Source organism: Streptomyces sp. NBC_01497 (assembly GCF_036250695.1).
GTDB lineage: Bacteria > Actinomycetota > Actinomycetes > Streptomycetales > Streptomycetaceae > Streptomyces.
The window spans coordinates 495,572-513,266 of the sequence record NZ_CP109427.1 but is presented as its reverse complement, the minus strand read 5'-3'; the positions used below and the strand labels follow the sequence as shown (position 1 = coordinate 513,266).

Here is a 17,695-nt window from a genome sequence, read left to right as displayed (position 1 = left end):
TGACCCGCGGTGACGCCCGGCCCGGCCCTTTGACGGAGCGCCCTCGGATCGGCGGCCGGGGGCAGGACGTTGCCGGACGCCTCGGCGGCAGCCGGCGGGGACGACCGTTCGTCCGGTGTGACGCACGCCATGGTGGATCCCCGCCTCGGGGGCGCGGCACCGAGGCGGTCGGCTCTCCTGACGGCTGCCCTCCGCTGCCCGAAGAAAGGCAGTGGGGGCGGGCGCCGAGGTCGCTTTCCTCCGACGCACTCCGCTCTTGACGGCCGTGGAGCGGGCCGCCGGACGGAACCCGGCGTGCGAGTCGGCTTACGCGGTGTGTTCGCCCCGACCGTGGACACCCGACCGACTCCTTCGGGGCCATCGCGTTCGGAACCCGCGGCTGGACCCCGAACCATCCGGCGAAGAGCACGCCTTCGTGGGGACGGTCGGCTCTCGTCGTCGCCGGGCGCGCCACCGGCAGGGGCGCACGCGGAGCCCGTGCCCGTGCGTGCCGCCGCTCCCGCGTAGCGGTCGGGACGCCGATCGGGAAGGGGCCGTGGCGAGTTTCGTGTCCCTGAGGGTTTTATTACTTATCGTCCCGATAAGGTCGCCCGGGAGTCCTTCCGCCGCCCACCACCCGGCCGACCGAGGCCGGGCAGCCGCGGGAGCCGCTCCCGCGCGCCGTCCACGACGGGGCCGCCGCGCGTCCGCGAACACCGGGAAGGACCAGGGACAGTGACTGCTCTCACGCTGCAGGAAGCGATGAACCGCACCGCCGCCGGCATCGCCAAGGCCACCGAGATCGGCGTGCCCATGAACATCGCCGTCGTGGACGCCGGGGGGAATCTGCTGCACTTCTCCCGGATGGACGACGCCTGGCTGGGCTCCATCGACATCGCGATCAAGAAGGCGAAGACCGCCGTGCTGTTCAAGATGCCGTCGGCGGCGATCGGCGAGCTCTCCCAGCCGGGTGGCTCCCTGTACAACATCGAGCACACGAACGGCGGTCTGGTGTCCTTCGGCGGCGGCCTGCCGATCACCGGGGCGAACGGCCGTGTCATCGGAGCCGTCGGAGTCTCCGGCGGCCAGGTCCCCGAGGACGTCTCGGTCGTGGAGGCGTGCCTGGCCTGAGGACTGCCCGCCCGCGGCCCCACGGGGCCGGCCGTCCGACCGGGACCCGGCCTCCGGGACCCGTCCGGCCGCCTCGCGGAGGGACCGGTGCCCGGCACCCCTATACGGAGGCCGTGAGCAGTGCTGTGCGAAGTGCCTTCTTGTCCGTCTTGCCGACGGTGGTCCGGGGAAGGGACGCAGCGAGCGAGTAGGAGGCCGGCGCGTAGAGCTCTCCGAGCGCGTCGACGATCTGGCCGGTGAGCCGGGGGAGGTCAGGGGCGGCCGCCGGGTCCCGAACTACCAGCACGACGTGCACGCTCTCTTCGCCGTCGTCGCCGGGCAGGCCGATGGTCGCCGCCTCCCTGATGGCCGGGTGCGCACTGAGGAAGTCGTCGAGAAGGCGCGAGTAGACGTTGTCGGCCGTACGGCCCGTCACGATGATGTCGCGCGCCCGGTCGACGAGGTACAGGTATCCGTCCTCGTCCTGGCGGGCGAGGTCACCACTGCGGAACCAGCCGTCGGTGTCCAGTACTTCGGCGGTACGTTCCGGGTCCCTCCAGTAGCCGTCCATGACCGAGGGGCCGCGCACGTAGAGCTCGCCTGTCTCTCCCACCGCCACCCTCTTGCCGTCGTCGCCGCGCAGTTCCACCTCGACTCCGGTCGCCGGACGCCCGCAGCTGGTCAACGACTCGGGTCGGCGCAGGTCGTGTTCCTCGGGGGTGAGTTCCGTGACGGCGCCGTCCTCGGATGCCCCGTAGATCTGGTGCAGGACGGGCCCGAAGCGGTCGATCGCCTGACGGAGACGGGCAGGGGAGGCAGCCGCCCCCGTGTAGTAGAGGGTCGTCAGGGCGGGGAAGCCACCGGGGCGGGCGCGCGGATGGTCGAGCAGTTCGTACAGCATGGGCGTCACCACCATCAGCCGGGTGACGCGCTCGCGCTCCATCACGGCCAGGGCCGTGCCGGCGTCGAACTTCCGCAGCAGCACGATGGTGTGACCGCTCAGCACACCGATGAGGAAGGCGGCGTGACCGCTGGTGTGCGTCACGAGGGTGCAGATCAGCATGGTGGCTTCGGCCGACGTGTCCTCGGCGATGTCGGAGGAGAAATCCACGTATCCGCGGTAGTAACTGCTGCGGTGGGTCACCAGTTTGGGCAGCCCGGTCGTCCCGCCCGTGTAGAGGAGGGTCGCCAGGTGGCGGCCGTCGGCAGCCTCCTGCGGCGAGAGGGCGGCCTGGTCGCGTGCCATCGCAAGGAAGTCGGCGGCGATCGAGGACGGGCCGATGCCCAGGACGAGCGGAAGGTCCACCTGGTCGGAGATCTGCCGGGTCCGGTCCTCGAAGGCCGGGTCGAACAGGAGCATTCTGACGTCGGCACGCCGTATCAGCGCTTCGAGCTCGCCGTTCCCGGGCTCGGGCGGCACAAAGACCATGCGGCAGCCCGCGAAGTGGATGGCGAGTTGCAGAAGCAATGCTTCTGCGGAGTTTCCGGCGAAGAGTGCCACTCCGTCCCCGTGTCCCAGCCCGGCCCTTCGCAGAACCGCGGCGAAGGAGAGCACGATGCCGACGGACTCGGTGCCACTGATCCTTCGGGTCCCGTCAACCAGGGCGTCATGACTGCCTCTTGCGGCCAGTCGCTGCAAGACCTGGGTGGTGTAGTTCTCGGTGGCGCTGACCCTGTTCATGATCCTTCTTCGCGGTCCTGCGAAGGGGCCGGAGATCGACCTCCGACCCCAACTGCCTGTTGCGTTGCGAGTGCTATGCCGGTTCACTAGGGTAAAGCACGCAATGATCTTTCCCGAACCGGGCCGTGCTGCCACCTCGCGTCGCGATGCGGGGCCGGCCCGTGCCCGTTCGGCGCGGGGGGTGGCGCGTCCTCCAGGACGCACCCGGCCGATACCGGCAGGCGCCCGGCGCCGACGGGCGCGATCGGCGCCGAGGGTGCGTGATGCCTCCCGGTATCGGCCGGCAGGGGCGATCTCGTCGGCCGCCCACCCTTCACGCGCCCACCCTTCACGCGCTCACCCTTCACGCGCTCATCGGGAGGCGGACGTATAGACAGCGCAAACTGTACAGGCTAACTGGACAGTTTGCGCTGTAGGCATTAGCGTGAAGGCCATGAGCGAGAAACCAGGCTCCGAGAACCGCGGCTCCGGGAACGCGGGCCCCTCACCCTCGGCGGTCCAGGCGTCCCGCGAGGTCCGCGCGGTCATCAGCCGTCTGCGCCGCCGCATCCTGAACGCCGCCGAGGTCGAAGACCTCACCCTGGGCCAGGCGTCCGTCCTGGCCCGCCTGTCGGGCAAGGGCGGTGTCACGGCGAGCGAACTCGCCTCGGCCGAAGGGGTGCGGCACCAGTCGATGACAGCGACGGTCGCGTCTCTCGCCACCAGAGCTCTGGTGGTGCGGGAACCCGACCCGGATGACGGGCGGCGCCTGCTGATCACGCTGACCGCGGAGGGCCACCGCCGGGTTGAGGAGGGACGTCAGGCGCGGACGGAATGGCTCGCCGGCCAGTTGCAGGACAAGTGCACGGAGGAAGAGCGCCGCGCGGTGATCGCCACTATGGCCGTACTGGAGCGGCTGACTCATGACTGACACGGGGAGGGGTGCGACGGGAGGGACGGACAGGCCGGGTTTCGACCGGCGGCTGCTGCCGCCGATGATGCTGGGCTCGGTCCTGAACCCGATCAACTCGACGATCATCTCCGTCGCGCTCGTACCCATCGGCAGAGCCCTGGGCGCACCGTCCTCAGAGACTGCCTGGCTGGTTTCCGCCCTCTACCTGGCCACCTCTCTCGGGCAGCCTGTCGTGGGCCGGCTCATCGACATCTTCGGACCGCGCAGGATCTTCCTCCTCAGCACCGCACTCGTCGGCCTCGCCGGTGTCGTCGGCACCCTGGCGCCGAACCTGGGGGTGCTGATAGCCGCGCGTGTCCTGCTCGGTTTCGGTACCTGTGCCGGGTATCCCTCCGCGATGGCGCTGCTGCGCAGCGAGGGCAAACGCACCGGACGGGACAGTCCCGGCGGGATACTGACCGCCCTCGCGGTCACCAATCAGAGCGTTGCCGTCGTCGGACCGCTGCTGGGCGGCCTGCTGATCGCGGTGGGCGGCTGGCGGGCCACCTTCGCGCTGAACGTGCCGCTGGCCGTGGCGGCCGTCGTGCTGGGCCTGCTGCGGATGCCCGGATCCGCGGGGACGGGCGAGCGCCCCCAGCGCGGGCGCCTGGCCGCCCAACTCGACCTGCCCGGCATGGGCCTGTTCGCCGCGACGCTCACCTCGCTGCTGTTGTTCCTGATGAACCCGCACCTGCGCGACGGGTACGTGTTGCTGATCACCGCCGCCGCCGGAAGTGCCTTCGCCCTACGGGAGTTGCGGGCCGCCACCCCCTTCATCGACCTGCGGGTCCTCGGCGGCAACACGCCGCTCCTCGCGACCTACGGCCGCGCGCTCGTCGCGTACGTCGTCTCGTACGCCTTCCTCTACGGCTTCAGCCAGTGGACCGAGGAGGGGTACGGGCTGTCGCCGTTCCACGCGGGGGTGGTCCAGATCCCCATGTTCCTGCTGGCGATCGGCGCCTCTGTCATCTCCGGGCGGCGCCGAGGCGTACGAGGGAAACTCCTGGTCGGCGCGGTGGGACAGATCGTGGCCTGCCTGGTGATGCTGACGCTCAGCGGGACGAGCCCCCTGTGGACGCTGCTCCTCGTCGCCCTGGTCTTCGGTGTCCCGCAGGGGCTGAACAGTCTGGCCCTGCAGAACTCCGTCTACTTCCAGGCCGATGCCGAGCGCACCGCCTCCTCGGCCGGCCTGCTGCGCACCTTCGCCTACGTCGGCTCGATGATCGCTTCCTCGGCGACGGCCACGTCCTTCGGACAGCGCGCCGACACCGTCGGCATGCACCAGCTGGCCTGGGTCATGCTCGGCGCCAGCGTGCTGTACCTCCTGCTGACGGTCTTCGACCGCACGCTCGGCCGTGGTGTGACCGACGACGTCCCGGCCGTGAAGGAGACCGCCGAGCAGCCCACTCGCGGCGCCGCGTCGCCCACCCCGCACCGTCCCGAGCGGCGAGATGTCCCCGCGCAGCGCTCCACGCCCACGAAAGGCACGACGATGTCCCGCACGGCACTGCTGCTCATGGACCTCCAGCGCACCCACCTCGCCCACATGCCCGACGAGTACCTGCCGCACGCTGTGCGGGCACTCGAAACGGCCCGTGCCGCCGGCATCCCGGTCATCCATGTGGCACTTCGGCTGCGTGACGCCCACACCGACGCGCACCCCCGCAACAAGGTCTTCGGTGCCCTTCCGCCGCACCTCTTCACGGCCGATGATCCCGGCGCCGCCTTCCACCCCGACGTCGCCCCCGCCGACGGCGAGATCGTCGTGCACAAGAACCGGGTCAGCGCCTTCGCCGGGAACAACCTCCAGCAGATCCTGGCGGCGCAGGACATCAGCCACCTCGTCCTCGCGGGCATCGCCACCGGCGGAATAGTCCTGTCCACCGCGCTGCAGGCCGCCGACCTCGACTACCAGGTCACCGTCCTGTCCGACGCCTGCGCCGACCCCAAGCCGGCCCTGCACGACACCCTCATCAACGACATCCTCGTCCGGCGCGGCGGGGTGGCCACCGTCGAGGAGTGGGGGCGCTCCCTCCACGCCGCCGTCTGAGCGGCCCCGATCGCGCCGCGACAACGAGGCGCCGATCCGGTACGGGGCGGTGGTCGAAAGGCCGCGCCCCACCGGCATGTCCCCTCGACGACCGGAGCCCGTTGCGTGCGGGCTCCGGCCGCGTGCCGCCGCATAAGAGGCGGCACCGGGGGCGAGGGACCTACCGGTGCGCGGGGAACTCCACGACCTGCTGGTACGTGGGGCGGTTCTGCCAGGTGACACGGTCGTCGGTGACACCGCCGAGAGGGCGCTGCACGATGCTGTCGGCGCACCACTGGTCGCCGGCCGCACACCCGTCGTCGCCGGGGTAGACCTGGCTCGCCGGTTCGGCCGCCGCCTGCTTCAGCGAGTCCAGCAGGGCGCTCCGGCACACCGTCAGGTCGCCGCCGCCGCAGTACTTCGCGCCGAGGGCCCCGCTGACGGGTTTGCCCAGGACAGCCCGGAGGTCCTTGTCCACGTAGGACCACCAGCCGTACTGGAAGGAACTGCCGGCGTGGCTCCCGGTGGGACCGTGTCCCGCGGAGGGCGCCTCGTCGATGGTGAGGTCCGTGGTCAGCGCGGAGTACAGGTCGTCGCCGAGCGCTGGCTGGAACTCCGCCTTGACCAGGGCCGGCCACCACGCGTCCATCACCCGGATCGCGTCAGCGTCGGCGTAGGCGTGCGAACCCTTTGTCGTCTCACGGCGTTTGCTGCCGTCCGCCACCCAGTTCTCCAGCTTCTGGACGGTGTTCTCCACCTGGGCATCGGTGACGGGAGCGCTGCGCAGCACGGCGAGCAGGTCGGGCAGGACGTCCTCGCCCCGCAGGTCGGTCACCGCGGCGTCGGCCATCGCCCGGGTGAGCGCGGAGCGGGTGACACCGACCTTGGCGACGAGTGCCTTGACCCGGTCGTCGAGCAGGTTGGCACGGTGGACGGACCCCTCGCCGAACGCGGCCGCGTCGTAGCCGGCGGCCTGTTTGTTGTTCCACGAGACGTAATAGTCCTGGTCGACCGACTGCGGATGCTGGTCGGGCGGCGTGTAGTCGGCGGTGTTGTCATCCGGGTCGAACCCCTGCCATTCGTAGGCGGGCCCGGCCAGCACCGGCAGGGACGCGTCGACGCCGGGCGCCCGCACCGGGTTGCTGCCCGAGTTGTAGTAGGCGATGTGCTGGTCGTCGGCGTAGAACCAGTTGAAGGTGTAGTTGATGTGCTGTGCCGCGCTCTGGAAGCTCGCCGGATCGTGCACGTAGGAGGGGTCGTTGAGCATCTGGAAGCCGATGATGGAGTCGGCCTCGTGCTCGTAGGAGCTGCGGAGCGTGGTGTAGGCGACGGGTTTGCCGCCGATGGTCGCGCGGTACTGCACGGGACCGTACTTCGTGCGGTACACCTGCATGCGGTACGAGCCCTTGGCGGTGGAGTCGGCGAGGGTCGGCGACCAGGAGTCGGTGCGTTCCAGCTTCTCCATCGGCACGCAACTTCCGTGCCACAGATAGGAGGTGGAGTCCTTGGTGGGCGTTTGGCCGCCCGGCTCACACAGTTGGACGGCGTAGGTGTCGGTGACGTCCTGGCTCGCCGAGGTGGCGCTCCAGGCGTAGTCCTGCCCCCGGCCGAGTTCCACGTACAGGCTCAGCCCGGCGAAGGCGGCCCCGCGGGCGCTGATGCCGGGGCCCTGCAACTCCTCCAGCATGAGCAACTGCGGTGCGAAGTAACCGGTTTGCGGACCGAAGACGGCGACGGGGTGGCCGCTCGCGGTGTGCCCGCCGGACACGAGGAGGGCGTTGGACATCCCCTTGTGCGGGGTGGAGAAGAGGCCGGAGGGCAGGACCCCGTTGTCGTACATGCCCTGGAGGGGCTTCAGGGCCGCCGGCGCCTTCACGGGAGTCTTCTTGCCGGCCCCGGCCGCCACCGCGGACCCCGTACGGTCGTGGACGAGGGGCTCCGCCGTCACCGAGCCGGTGTCCGGCATCGCGGTCCCCTTCGGATCCGCGGGCTTGAGCGCGTACGGGAAGCTCTGCCCGTCGTGCAGGGTGCGGACGGCCTCAGGATCGTCGCGCTCGCGGAAGGACTCCCAGACCTTCGTTCCCTGGGTGACGCCGTACTGTGCCTGGGCGGCCTGGAGCGAGAGGGCGTTCTGCACCTCGCCCCCGCCACCGGAGCCGAACAGTGCGCCCACCACCGAGGCAAGGGCTATCAGATCGGTCAGCTTGAACTGGTCGATCGATCCCGCGTTGGTGATCGGACCGATGTGCCCCGTCAGGTCGTACTCGCCCGGGAAGTACCGGCCCGGCTTGGCCTTCGCGATGTACGCGTTGATGCCGTCGATGTAGTCCTGCGCGTCGGCGAGGGCCTGCGCGCCGCGCGTCCCCTGGGCCGCCAGCCGGTCCACCTGCTGCTGGAGGTCGGCCTCCGTATAGGGGGCCGCACGCCAGAACTGCTGCTCCAGGCCCTGGTTCGCGGCGGCGCCACCGGCGAAGGAGGTCAGTTCGCCGCGGCCCACGTGGCGGAAGAGATCCATCAGCCACAACCGGTCCTGGGCCGCCGCGTAGCCCGCGCCGAACTCGGTGCCGGACCGGGTGGTGCCCTTGATGTGCGGCACCCCGGTCGCCTTGTCCCGGGTGATGGTGACATCGCCGCGGGGGCTGTCGGTGGATGCGACCTGGTCCTTGGGCACACCGAAGGACGCGTCGTTGTAGAACGAACTCAGAGTGGAGTCCGTCAGTTGCGGATAGCCACTGGCGAGGCCGGAGTAGGGCCCCAGTTGGTCGCTGGTGTGCGCGGGACGAGTGCCCAGTGTGCGGTTGGCGAGGATCTCGGCCAGTGTCGCGTTGCCGTTCTCGCCGGGCGGCAGGATGTCACGGCACTGGCTCTGACAGTAGTCGTCGCTGGAGCCGGCGGCCGTCGCGACCCCCGGCGAGGGGGCCGCGAGCCCTATGCCGAGGGCAAGCACGGCACCGGCCGCGGCTGTTCTGAGACTCAGGGTGCGTCGTCGCATTCCCGCTCCTCCCGGAAGACAGTGCGAAGAGGTTACCGGGGGTAGGTCAGGTCTTTGCAGATGCGCGCCCGCCATTTTTCTGCTCCGCTGTGCTCTGGCGTGCCCGGGCGCCCGGAGAATCGGGACGCGGAGCGGGAGAGGGACGCGGCTCCTGGCAGGTGGCGCGGTCATCGGCGGCAGCGTGGAGGCGTCGAGCCGCTGCCCTACCGAGCCGCTGTGCCCGAGGGGCCGGGGCGAAGCGGCACATGTCTCAGGTGACGGAGGGGAACTGACGTTCCGTCACCCGCTGGACCAGGTCCCGCCAGCCGTCTTCGATGTGCTCTGCCGGAACGTGCAGTTGCTGGTGCAGGTGGTGGAGCAGGGCGGGGTCCAGATGGGCGGCCAGGGTGTGCGCGAGCAGTACCGCGTCCCCGTCCCCGCCCTCGCCGCGCCTGCCACCGCCGTCACCACCGATCCCGCGCAGCAGCATCGAGATATGGGTGATCCGCAGCATCCTGGCCGGCACCAGGTAGCGCTTGGACGCGCAGGGTTCCGCCTCCAGCAGGACGTCGAGGTAGCGGAAGTGGAACCGGATGGTGCTGATCCCGAAGGCCTCCAGCCGCTGAAGCGGTTCGGCCTCGGGACCCAGTGGGGGCGGCCCGGTCAGGAAAGCCTGCTGGTTCTCCTGCTCGGCGTGGTCGAGCAGGGCGTTCATCAGTCCGGTGCGGTCGCCGAAACGGCGGAACAGCGTGCCCTTGCCGACACCCGCGGCAGTGGCCACGGCGTCCATCGTGACGTGGCCGGCGCCGTGCCGGTCCACCAGCTCGGCGGCCGCGTCCAGGAGCCGTGCCCTGTTGCGTGCCGCGTCGGCACGCTCGTGCGGGGGCTGCCCGAGCACGGGGAGCTCGTGCGGAGGCTGCCCGAGCACGAGTGGCTCGGCGGAGGGGCGAGGGTTTCGGGCCATACCGAAGGATAGGCATGCGGCAGGCGAAGTGGACCGCAGTCCGCTTGGGATGTTAGACAAGTGTTCGCACTATCCGCACCTCGGTCCACCAGACCGGACCAGGTCGCCCATTACTTACAGGAGCTGTCGTGTCCGTACGCATCCTTGCTTTCGTCGGTAGCCTCCGCGCCGGTTCCCACAACCGTCAGCTGGCCGAGGCCGCGGTCAAGCACGCCCCCGAGGGTGTCGAGATCGCCATCTACGAGGGCCTCGCCGACATCCCGTTCTACAACGAGGACATCGACGTCGAGGGCGCTGTCCCGGCCACCGCCGCGAAGCTGCGCGAGACCGCCGGCTCCGCCGACGCCTTCCTGCTGTTCTCGCCGGAGTACAACGGCACCATCACCGCCGTGATGAAGAACACCATCGACTGGCTGTCCCGTCCCTTCGGCGCCTCGTCCTTCACCGGAAAGCCGGTCGTGGTGGTCGGCACGGCCTACGGCCAGTACGGCGGCAAGTGGGCACAGGAGGAGACCCGCAAGGCGGTCGGCATCGCGGGCGGCGTCATCGTCGAGGAGGCCGAGCTGTCGATCCCGGGCTCGGTCGTCCGCTTCGCCGAGCTGCACCCGCAGGACGACGCCGAGGTCGCGGAGAAGCTGCCGAAGGTCGTCGCCAAGCTCGTCGCGGCAGCGGAAGCGGCCCCCGCCGTCTGAGTCGGGAGCGACCCACCTGGTCGGGCCGGCGCCGCACGAGCGGAGCCGGCCCGACCGGCATGTCCGCCGGCGGGAGGGCGCCCTCGCCCGCATGGTGGCCGGGCGCGGCCGGTCACTGCGGCGCCACGGCCGAGCCTTGCCGCTCGTCCCGCCGGACGGGGATCGGGCTCAGCCCCGGTGGTGCAGCGGGGGCGGCTGTGTCGCCGTGTGCCGGAGCTCGGCCGCGCGGCGCCGCAGCCAGGGCAGGTCGGCGTACAGGGCCCCGCCGGGGCAGTCGGTCTCGTAGCCGTCGCGGTGCCCCGAGATGACGTTCATCTCGACGGCCTTGCCCTTGGGGTACCGGCTGGCGTCGTTGCGGGAGACCAGTTTGACGTGTCCCCGGGGATCGACGCCCGGCGGCAGCTTCCACGCCGCGATCGCCGCGATCGCCTCCAGCATGCGGCGCGGCACCTTCTGGCCCTTCTCGAAGTGGCCGAGCGCGGCGATGCCGACGCTGTGGGTGTTGAAACCCTCCGTGTGGGCACCCCTTACCGGCTTGTTCACGCCCCCGGCCCGGCCCTCGTAGATGGTGCCGCACCGGTCGACGACGAAGTTGTAGCCCATGTCGTCCCAGCCCATACCGTCGATGTGCCGCTGCTCTATGGCCCGCAGCATGCCGGGTACGTCGCGCTTGCAGTCGTAATTGTTCGCGTTGTTGGTGTGGTGGATGAAGACCACCTCGACGGGACCCGTGTAGACAGGCTTCTCGCGCACGGTCTTCTCGTCGGCGTGCCAGGCGAGCCGGCTGACGATCGCCGGCTCGGGCGCCGTCAAGCGGACCCGGTGCGGTCGCTGCTGTCCCTGCTGGGGTGTGTGCAGGGGAGCGTCACACGCCATCAACAGCGCAAGCGGCAGCAGTACGACGCCGTGCCTGAACCTGGGAGGCCACATGTCCTCCACGGTGCATCGGTCCGGGCCGGGGCCCCACTGCGAGGGGTCCGTTCGAGTGAAAGACGCCGACCTCGAACAGGCGCGGAATGCGGCCCGGGGACCCTACCTGACCTGGCCTTTCGCTCCAGCCGGCGGCCCATTGCCGACGGCCTTCCGGCGGCCGCTCCGCGATTGCGTGACCGCTGCACGGCGGGTAGGAGCGCACCGCGTTGCGGCCCGCTCACCGGCCGGCCCCATGGCCTGTCGTACACAACGGTGCTGAGAGCCGCTTTCCGTCAGGGGGAGTGAGCGGGGCGGGGGCGTGTCAGGTGGCGGCTGAGTCGCTGTAGTCGACGGGCTCGCTCAGGAGGTCGCTCGCCGCCCGGTGGACCTTCGCCAGGGCGTCCAGGAGGGATTGGCGCTCCGTCTCGGTCAGGCCGGCGGTGACCTTCTCCTCGATCAGGCGCCGTTCCGCCTCGACGGGTTTCCGCAGCGCGCGCCCGGCATCGGTGAGCCAGAGGCGGACGAGGCGGTTGTCCCGGTCGTCGCGGCGCCGGGTGAGCAGTCCGGCGGTGGTCATCCGGTCGGCCATCTTGACGACGGTGGGCGTCGTGACGTTCAGCGCGGTGGCCGCTTCGCCGGGGGTGCGGCCGTCCGCTTCCCACAGCACGGCGAGCAGGTAGTTCTGTCCCACGTGCAGCCCGTGGCGGCGCATGGCCGCGTCGGCCAGGGCGCGGAGTGCCTTTGACGTCCGGCCGTGCAGGTCCAGGAACTCTGACATCGCGGCCCTTCCGTGAGGCCCGGTCAGGGATGTCCGGGCGAGTGCGAGCAAGTCGATTGACGGCTAATCATTCGCTGGCTAATGTTCTTCTGAATCGTTAGACGGCAAACGACTTGGGAGTCATGATGATACTGGTCACCGGATCCACCGGGAACATCGGCCGTGAGCTCACCCGCGAACTCGACGCGAAAGGCGCGACGTTACGTCTCCTCGTCCGCGACCCCGCCCGCGCCGAAGGACTGCCGGAGCGTGCCGAGCGCGCCGTCGGCGACTTCGGGGATCCCTCATCGCTGGCCACCGCCTTCGCCGGAGTCGACAAGCTGTTCCTGCTCACGCAGGGCATCGGCACCCACCACACCGCCCAGGCGCTCGCCGCCGCCGAAGCCGCCGGGGTGCGGCACATCGTGCATCTCTCCTCCTTCCACGTCACCTTCGACCCGATCCCCGCCATGGGTCGCTGGCACCACGAACGCGAGAAGATCATCCGCGCTTCCGGCATACCCGCCACGTTCCTCCGGCCCGGCGGCTTCATGACCAACGCCCTCGACTGGCTGCCCACCATCCGCGAGGGGAACTACGTCCTCGACCCGGTCGGCCCCGGCCGTTACGCGCCGATCGACCCCGCGGACATCGCCTCGGTAGCCGCCCTCGCGCTGACCGAGGCCGGCCACCAGGGCAAGGAGTACCTGCTCACCGGAGACGAAGCGCTCACCGTCACCGAGCAGGTCCGGATCATCTCCGAGACGATCCGCCGCGACATCGAGGTCCGGCCCACGGCCACCGCGGCCGACGCCGTACGGTTCCGCTTCCCCGGCGGGGCACCCCAAGCGCTCGCCGACGCCATCACGGAGGGCTTCACCCTCATGCGGGCCGACACCGTCGGGTTGCGGACGGACACCGCGAGCCGGCTGCTGGGACGCAGGCCGGGGACTTTCGCCGAGTGGTGTGCGCGTCATGCCCGAGCATTCCGCGAGTCTGAGAGCGCAATCTGAGAGTGCTGTCCGAGGCCGCCTGACCCGACGGACGGGCGGAACGTCTTCCACTTCCGCCGGTCGGCGCACATGCTGCCCGCACGGCCCTACCCGCCGTGCCGGACGGTCGCCCGTCCGGCTGTCGGCAAGGCTGGCTGCGCCTCCGTCAACCCGCCACTGTGGTCTGTACGTTGACCGCCCTCAGCTCCCTCGTGTCGCTTCATGCACCGTCGGCGCCCGGACGCTCTGCCGACCGACCGACCGACCGACCCGTCCCGACCCCGCCACATGTTCGGCCGCGAACCCGCGGTCGCATCATTGACGCCGAAGCCGAAGCCGAAGCCGAAGCCGAAGCCGAAGCCGAAGCCGACGCCGAAGCCGACGCCGAAGCCGAAGCCGAAGCCGACGCCCGCGCCGCGCGGGGGACGTGACGTTCGGCTCCGCAGGCGGCCGCCCTACGGACGGGTCTTCAACCCGTCCAGGGAGAGGTCGAGCAGACGTTCGGCGCGGTCCCGTTGTTCGGGCCTCGCGGAGGTGAGGGCGATGCCTTCGAGCGCGGCGCCCATGTCGGCGGGGCTGATGTCGGTGCGAATCGTTCCGGCGGTCGCACACGCGTCCATCAGAGCGGTGATGGCGGCCTGGATCATCTCCCGGCTGTGGCCGTACGGGTTGCTTCCCCCCGCGGCGATGGCGCGCAAGGCGTCGGCCATGCCGAATTTGGCGGTGACGTAGTCCAGGAAGAGGCGAGTCCAGGCGCGGAGGGCTTCGTGGGGCTGCTTCTCCGCGAGCAGGCCGGGGACGGCGTCGCACAGTTGGGCCACCTCGTTGCGGTACACCGCCTCGATCAGGGCCTCCCGGGTCGGGAAGTTGCGGTACAGCGTCGCGCTGCCGACCCCAGCCTCACTGGCGATGCGCTCCAGGTGGGCGTCCAGCCCCTGCGTGGCGAAGGCGTGCATCGCGGCCGCGAGGATCTTGTCTCGGTTGCGCCGTGCGTCAGCTCGCAACGGGCGTGGTGCACGGTCGGTCGTCATCGGTCGCCATTCTCCTCTCCCGACTCCTTCACTTGCTAAACGGGGGCGCGCCCACTTAACGTGAGGTAAGTGGCGGGGCCCCCACTTTCATCGTAGGTCATGGTCTGACCTGCGTACTCAGTCATGGAAGGAAGTCGATCATGCCAGGTGTCGAGGGCAAGGTCGTGGCGATCACGGGCGCGGGCAGCGGCATCGGCGCCGCGACCGCGGCCTACCTCGCGGGTAAAGGGGCACGGCTCGTGCTCGGGGGCCGACGGGAGGACCGGCTGAACGCGGTGGTCGACCGGATCGCCGTGCAAGGGGGCTCGGCCGTCAGCGCCGTTATCGACGTGACGCGCCGCGAGGACCTCAAACGCCTGACGGACACGGCAGTGGACCGGTACGGCGGGCTCGATGTACTGGTCTCCAACGCCGGCACGATGGCGGTGTCACCGTTCGACGAGCTGCGCCAGGACGACTGGGACGCCATGGTCGCCACGCATGTCACCGGGTTGCTGAACGGCATCGGGGCGGCACTTCCCGTCTTCCGGCGGCAGCGCTCCGGCCAGTTCGTCAACGTCGCCTCCACGGCGGCCTACGTCGTGAAATCACCGCAGGGCGTCTACGCGGCCACCAAGACGGCAGTGAAGGTGCTGACCGAGGGGCTGCGGCAGGAGTCCGGGCCCCATCTGCGCGTCACGCTCGTCTCGCCCGGGTTCACCGACACCGAAGGGGTGGGCAAGGGGGCGCCACCTGAGGAGGCGGCGGCGCTGGCCCGGGCGCGCGACGAGATCGCCATCCCGCCCTCCGCCATCGCGTCCGCCATCGGTTACGCGATCGAGCAGCCCGCCGGCATCGACGTCAGCGAGATCGTTGTCCGGCCCACCGCGCAGGCCTGACGCCTCGGCGCGGGAGGGCGCGCTCAGCCGGCGGCGCCGCGCTCGGCGACCGGGACGGCGTCAGGGCATGGACTCGACCCACTGGGTGCGCCATGACGGCGGGGCGAACGGATCCGCGAAGTACTGGGTCTCGTGGACGACCTTGCCGTCCTCGAACTCCATGATGCTGATGGTGGACGTCGGATTGCCGTCGTAGGCCAACACGTATTCGGTGATCCAGAGATCTCCGGTGCCGAGAACGCGGCGGACGGTGAAGTCGAGCTTCGCCGGGTGGCTCGAACGCAGTGCCTGCAGATTGCGGCGGCCCCGGATGCGCTCGCCCGACTGGGGATAGTCCGTGATCACGTCATCGTGATAGATCTCGTGCTCGGTGTCCTGGTCTCCGGCAGCCGAGGCCGTCCAGTGACGGTCCAGCGCTGCCCGCGTTTCCCGGTCTCCCATCGCCTTCCCTCCGAGCGTAGAAGTATCGGACGAGATCCACTGCCGAGGGACGAGCCTCCACACCCAGCCTAACGCCGGGGGCGTGATCGTCGCGTGTGCTGCTGCCTCGTCCGGGCGCGTGGCGAATCGTTGGTCGCGGCCGCTCGTTGATGGTGACGAGGTGCAGTGGCGCCTCGTGCTGGACTGCGAGCCCCGCGTACCGGTGGTCACGGCCGGTACCTCCGGTTGGGTTCGGGTCGGTGGACGCCGCACACGCCCGCGTGCCGAGCCGTGCACACCGGACCCGCCGGTGGCGGGGCCTGTCCCGCCGGGTCCGAGCGCAGCCGCTGTTACGTGGCCGAAGGGTGCAGCCGCGCCGGGAGTTCCTGTACGCCGTTGCCGATGAAGCTGGGATGGCGGGGGAGTTGGGCGTCGGACAGGGTGAGTTCGAGGCGGGGGAAGCGGGTGAACAGCATCCGCAGTGCGACGGTCGCCTCCAGCCTGGCCAGGGGAGAGCCCAGGCAGAAGTGGGCTCCGTGGCCGAAGGAGAGATGACGGCCGGCGTGCCGGGTGATGTCGAAGCGGTCGGCGTCAGGGCCGTGTGCGGCCTTGTCGCGTCCGGCGGCGGAGTAGCCGGCCAGTACGGGTGTGCCCTGGGGGACCAGCGTGCCGCCCACGGTCAGGTCGCGAGTGGGGTAGCGGAAGGGGAAACAGTTGACGGGACTGTCCCAGCGCAGGGTCTCCTCCACCACGTCCGACCAGGTGCCCTGCTCTTCGAGGACCCGTCGGAGCTGGTCGCGGTGGGCGCACAGGGCGCGGATGGCGTTGCTGATCAGATTGAGTGTGGTCTCATGACCCGCGATGATCATCAGGAGGAGTGTGCCGACGAGTTCCGCTTCGCTGAGCCGCTCGCTGTCGCCTTCGCCGGCCGTGATCAGAGCGGTGGTGAGGTCGTCCCCGGGCTGTTCGCGGCGCGCGGCGACGACTGCGGCGAGTACGGCGACCATGTCCGCGTTGGCTGCCCGCGCGTCCTCGGGACTGATGTCCGTGCTCACGATCCGGTGGGACAACTCGTGCAGCCGTGACCGGTGTTCGGCGTCGACACCGAGGAGTTCGCTGATGACGGCAAGGGGGAGCGGCAGCGCGAAATGCTGCCGCAGGTCGACGACGCCGTCGCCGTCCGAGGCGGCCCGGTCCATGGCGTCCAGGAGCCCGGCCGCCGTGCTCTCGATCCTCGGGCGCAGTTCCTCGACGCGGCGGGGCGTGAACGCTGAGGTCACCAGGGAGCGCAGCCGCCGGTGTTCGGTGCCGTCGGCGGTGGTCATGCCCGGCACGCTCGCGAAGGCCCGCAGCGGCCAGTCCTGCGCGATCCGGCCGTCGTGCAGTGCGGTGAAGTGGCGGTCGCTTTTCGCGACATCGGGATGACCGAGGAACTCCTTGAGGGCCTCATGCCCCAGTACGGCCATGGCGGGAACGTCCCCGGGAAGGATGACGGGTGCCACGTCGCCGCGGGCGAGGAGGGCCGCGTTGTCCGCGTGGGGGCAGCCGCCCGCCGGATCGAGACGGTAGCGGGCGCGGGCGGGCGGTTCAGGTCCGACGGGTGATGTCAACGCGGTGCTCCTGCCTGCCATGCGGGTGGGACCGTGAGGCGTGAGAGGGTCGGGAAGGTACGAACCCCATGTTCCAGGGGGAGTTGGTCCAGAATAGGCCTGCCTCACGGACGGCCGACTACGACGCGTGGGCGCCTTTGTGTCTTCACACGCCCGAAGGCCGCAGGGCACGGGCGCAACGCTCGACCCCTGGGAACCTTGGAACACTGCGACAACACGCAGTGGTGGAGCGGCTGTCCGGCAGATGCCGGGTCGTTGGAGAAGGCGCCCTTGGAAACCCACGCCGATCCCTGCGCGGGAACGCGCAGGGGGCCGTCCCGCATCGTGGCCGCATCACCTCGCCACCACGGCGTGGTCGTGCGTGCCTGCGGCAGGGGCACTTGGTGCCTCCCTCCCGGTCCTGGCGAGCCTGTTCCTGCTGCTCTCGCCCGTCGTCTTCGGTGATCGTCTCAGGGCGCCTCACCGTGTGCCGAGACGGAGGGGGAGACGTCCGCCGAGACCCGGATGACGAGCCGAGTCTGCCGATCGGCCGCAGACGTCCTCCGGAGAGAAGAGGCACGGGGAGGTGGCCGGCGGGGATCGAGGTCTGTTCCGCGCGTGCCCGTCCACGAGGACAACAGCGGGGTCGGGCAGCGGGTCTCCGCCGCAGGACGGGTGGGTGCGTACTGGCGAGCCCGCGCCGCCGCGGGCGCCGGGCGCGGGTTCCGCCGTACAGGTGAAACCGGCCTCCCGCCGCCG

General features: G+C 70.4%; 15 protein-coding genes and 1 pseudogene. 8 read left to right on the top strand and 8 right to left on the bottom strand.

What is annotated here, in order from left to right; all coding sequences use genetic code 11:
* The first annotated feature begins 714 nt into the window (after window positions 1-714).
* Window positions 715-1,110, top strand: coding sequence for a GlcG/HbpS family heme-binding protein (locus OG310_RS02300; RefSeq protein WP_329454174.1), 396 nt, complete (start codon window positions 715-717; stop codon window positions 1,108-1,110).
* A 100-nt stretch (window positions 1,111-1,210) separates the two neighbouring features.
* Here OG310_RS02300 and OG310_RS02295 read toward each other — a convergent pair whose 3' ends face one another.
* A complete protein-coding gene (locus OG310_RS02295; RefSeq protein ID WP_329454173.1) occupies window positions 1,211-2,770 on the bottom strand; it encodes an AMP-binding protein in 1,560 nt (519 codons plus the stop codon).
* Window positions 2,771-3,203: 433 nt separating this feature from the next.
* Between OG310_RS02295 and OG310_RS02290 the strand changes: the two genes are divergently transcribed.
* From OG310_RS02290 to OG310_RS02280, 3 genes and pseudogenes are all read left to right on the top strand, one after another.
* Window positions 3,204-3,680 carry a MarR family winged helix-turn-helix transcriptional regulator gene (locus OG310_RS02290; protein ID WP_329454172.1) on the top strand — a complete coding sequence of 159 codons (477 nt, stop codon included), beginning with the start codon at window positions 3,204-3,206 and terminating at the stop codon, window positions 3,678-3,680.
* Window positions 3,673-5,073, top strand: a pseudogene (locus OG310_RS02285) (MFS transporter); the annotation flags it as partial. The gene OG310_RS02290 and the pseudogene OG310_RS02285, both read left to right, overlap by 8 nt.
* Before the next feature lie 120 nt (window positions 5,074-5,193).
* A complete protein-coding gene (locus OG310_RS02280; protein WP_329459992.1) occupies window positions 5,194-5,751 on the top strand; it encodes a cysteine hydrolase family protein in 558 nt (185 codons plus the stop codon).
* A 160-nt stretch (window positions 5,752-5,911) separates the two neighbouring features.
* On the opposite strand, the gene OG310_RS02275 is transcribed toward OG310_RS02280, so the two are convergent.
* Together OG310_RS02275 and OG310_RS02270 are read right to left on the bottom strand one after the other, a co-directional pair.
* Window positions 5,912-8,722 (bottom strand): penicillin acylase family protein, encoded by a 2,811-nt coding sequence (locus tag OG310_RS02275; RefSeq protein WP_329454171.1) that lies wholly within the window; start codon window positions 8,720-8,722, stop codon window positions 5,912-5,914.
* A gap of 250 nt (window positions 8,723-8,972) precedes the next feature.
* Window positions 8,973-9,665 (bottom strand): TetR/AcrR family transcriptional regulator, encoded by a 693-nt coding sequence (locus tag OG310_RS02270; protein WP_329454170.1) that lies wholly within the window; start codon window positions 9,663-9,665, stop codon window positions 8,973-8,975.
* A 128-nt stretch (window positions 9,666-9,793) separates the two neighbouring features.
* Here OG310_RS02270 and OG310_RS02265 point away from each other — a divergent pair, with 128 nt between their 5' ends.
* Window positions 9,794-10,357 (top strand): NADPH-dependent FMN reductase, encoded by a 564-nt coding sequence (locus OG310_RS02265; RefSeq protein ID WP_329454169.1) that lies wholly within the window; start codon window positions 9,794-9,796, stop codon window positions 10,355-10,357.
* A gap of 168 nt (window positions 10,358-10,525) precedes the next feature.
* On the opposite strand, the gene OG310_RS02260 is transcribed toward OG310_RS02265, so the two are convergent.
* Complete coding sequence (locus OG310_RS02260) at window positions 10,526-11,287, bottom strand: peptidoglycan recognition protein family protein (RefSeq protein ID WP_329454168.1); 762 nt, start codon at window positions 11,285-11,287, stop codon at window positions 10,526-10,528.
* 304 nt (window positions 11,288-11,591) lie between these two features.
* A complete protein-coding gene (locus OG310_RS02255; protein WP_329454167.1) occupies window positions 11,592-12,047 on the bottom strand; it encodes a MarR family winged helix-turn-helix transcriptional regulator in 456 nt (151 codons plus the stop codon).
* Window positions 12,048-12,169: 122 nt separating this feature from the next.
* On the opposite strand from OG310_RS02255, the gene OG310_RS02250 reads away from it, so the two are divergent.
* Window positions 12,170-13,039 carry an NAD(P)H-binding protein gene (locus OG310_RS02250; RefSeq protein ID WP_329454166.1) on the top strand — a complete coding sequence of 290 codons (870 nt, stop codon included), beginning with the start codon at window positions 12,170-12,172 and terminating at the stop codon, window positions 13,037-13,039.
* A gap of 170 nt (window positions 13,040-13,209) precedes the next feature.
* Window positions 13,210-13,449 (top strand): hypothetical protein, encoded by a 240-nt coding sequence (locus OG310_RS02245; protein WP_329454165.1) that lies wholly within the window; start codon window positions 13,210-13,212, stop codon window positions 13,447-13,449.
* 24 nt (window positions 13,450-13,473) lie between these two features.
* Here OG310_RS02245 and OG310_RS02240 read toward each other — a convergent pair whose 3' ends face one another.
* Window positions 13,474-14,049: a TetR/AcrR family transcriptional regulator gene (locus tag OG310_RS02240; protein WP_329454164.1), complete on the bottom strand. Its 576-nt coding sequence runs from the start codon at window positions 14,047-14,049 to the stop codon at window positions 13,474-13,476.
* Between the two features lie 140 nt (window positions 14,050-14,189).
* Here OG310_RS02240 and OG310_RS02235 point away from each other — a divergent pair, with 140 nt between their 5' ends.
* Window positions 14,190-14,927 (top strand): SDR family oxidoreductase, encoded by a 738-nt coding sequence (locus OG310_RS02235; protein WP_329454163.1) that lies wholly within the window; start codon window positions 14,190-14,192, stop codon window positions 14,925-14,927.
* Between the two features lie 60 nt (window positions 14,928-14,987).
* Here the strand turns inward: OG310_RS02235 and OG310_RS02230 are convergent, their stop codons facing one another.
* Together OG310_RS02230 and OG310_RS02225 are read right to left on the bottom strand one after the other, a co-directional pair.
* Window positions 14,988-15,368: a nuclear transport factor 2 family protein gene (locus OG310_RS02230; protein WP_329454162.1), complete on the bottom strand. Its 381-nt coding sequence runs from the start codon at window positions 15,366-15,368 to the stop codon at window positions 14,988-14,990.
* A gap of 329 nt (window positions 15,369-15,697) precedes the next feature.
* The gene (locus OG310_RS02225; protein ID WP_329454161.1) at window positions 15,698-16,978 is read right to left on the bottom strand and encodes a cytochrome P450 family protein; all 1,281 of its coding nucleotides are present in this window, start codon (window positions 16,976-16,978) and stop codon (window positions 15,698-15,700) included.
* Window positions 16,979-17,695: the final 717 nt, after the last annotated feature.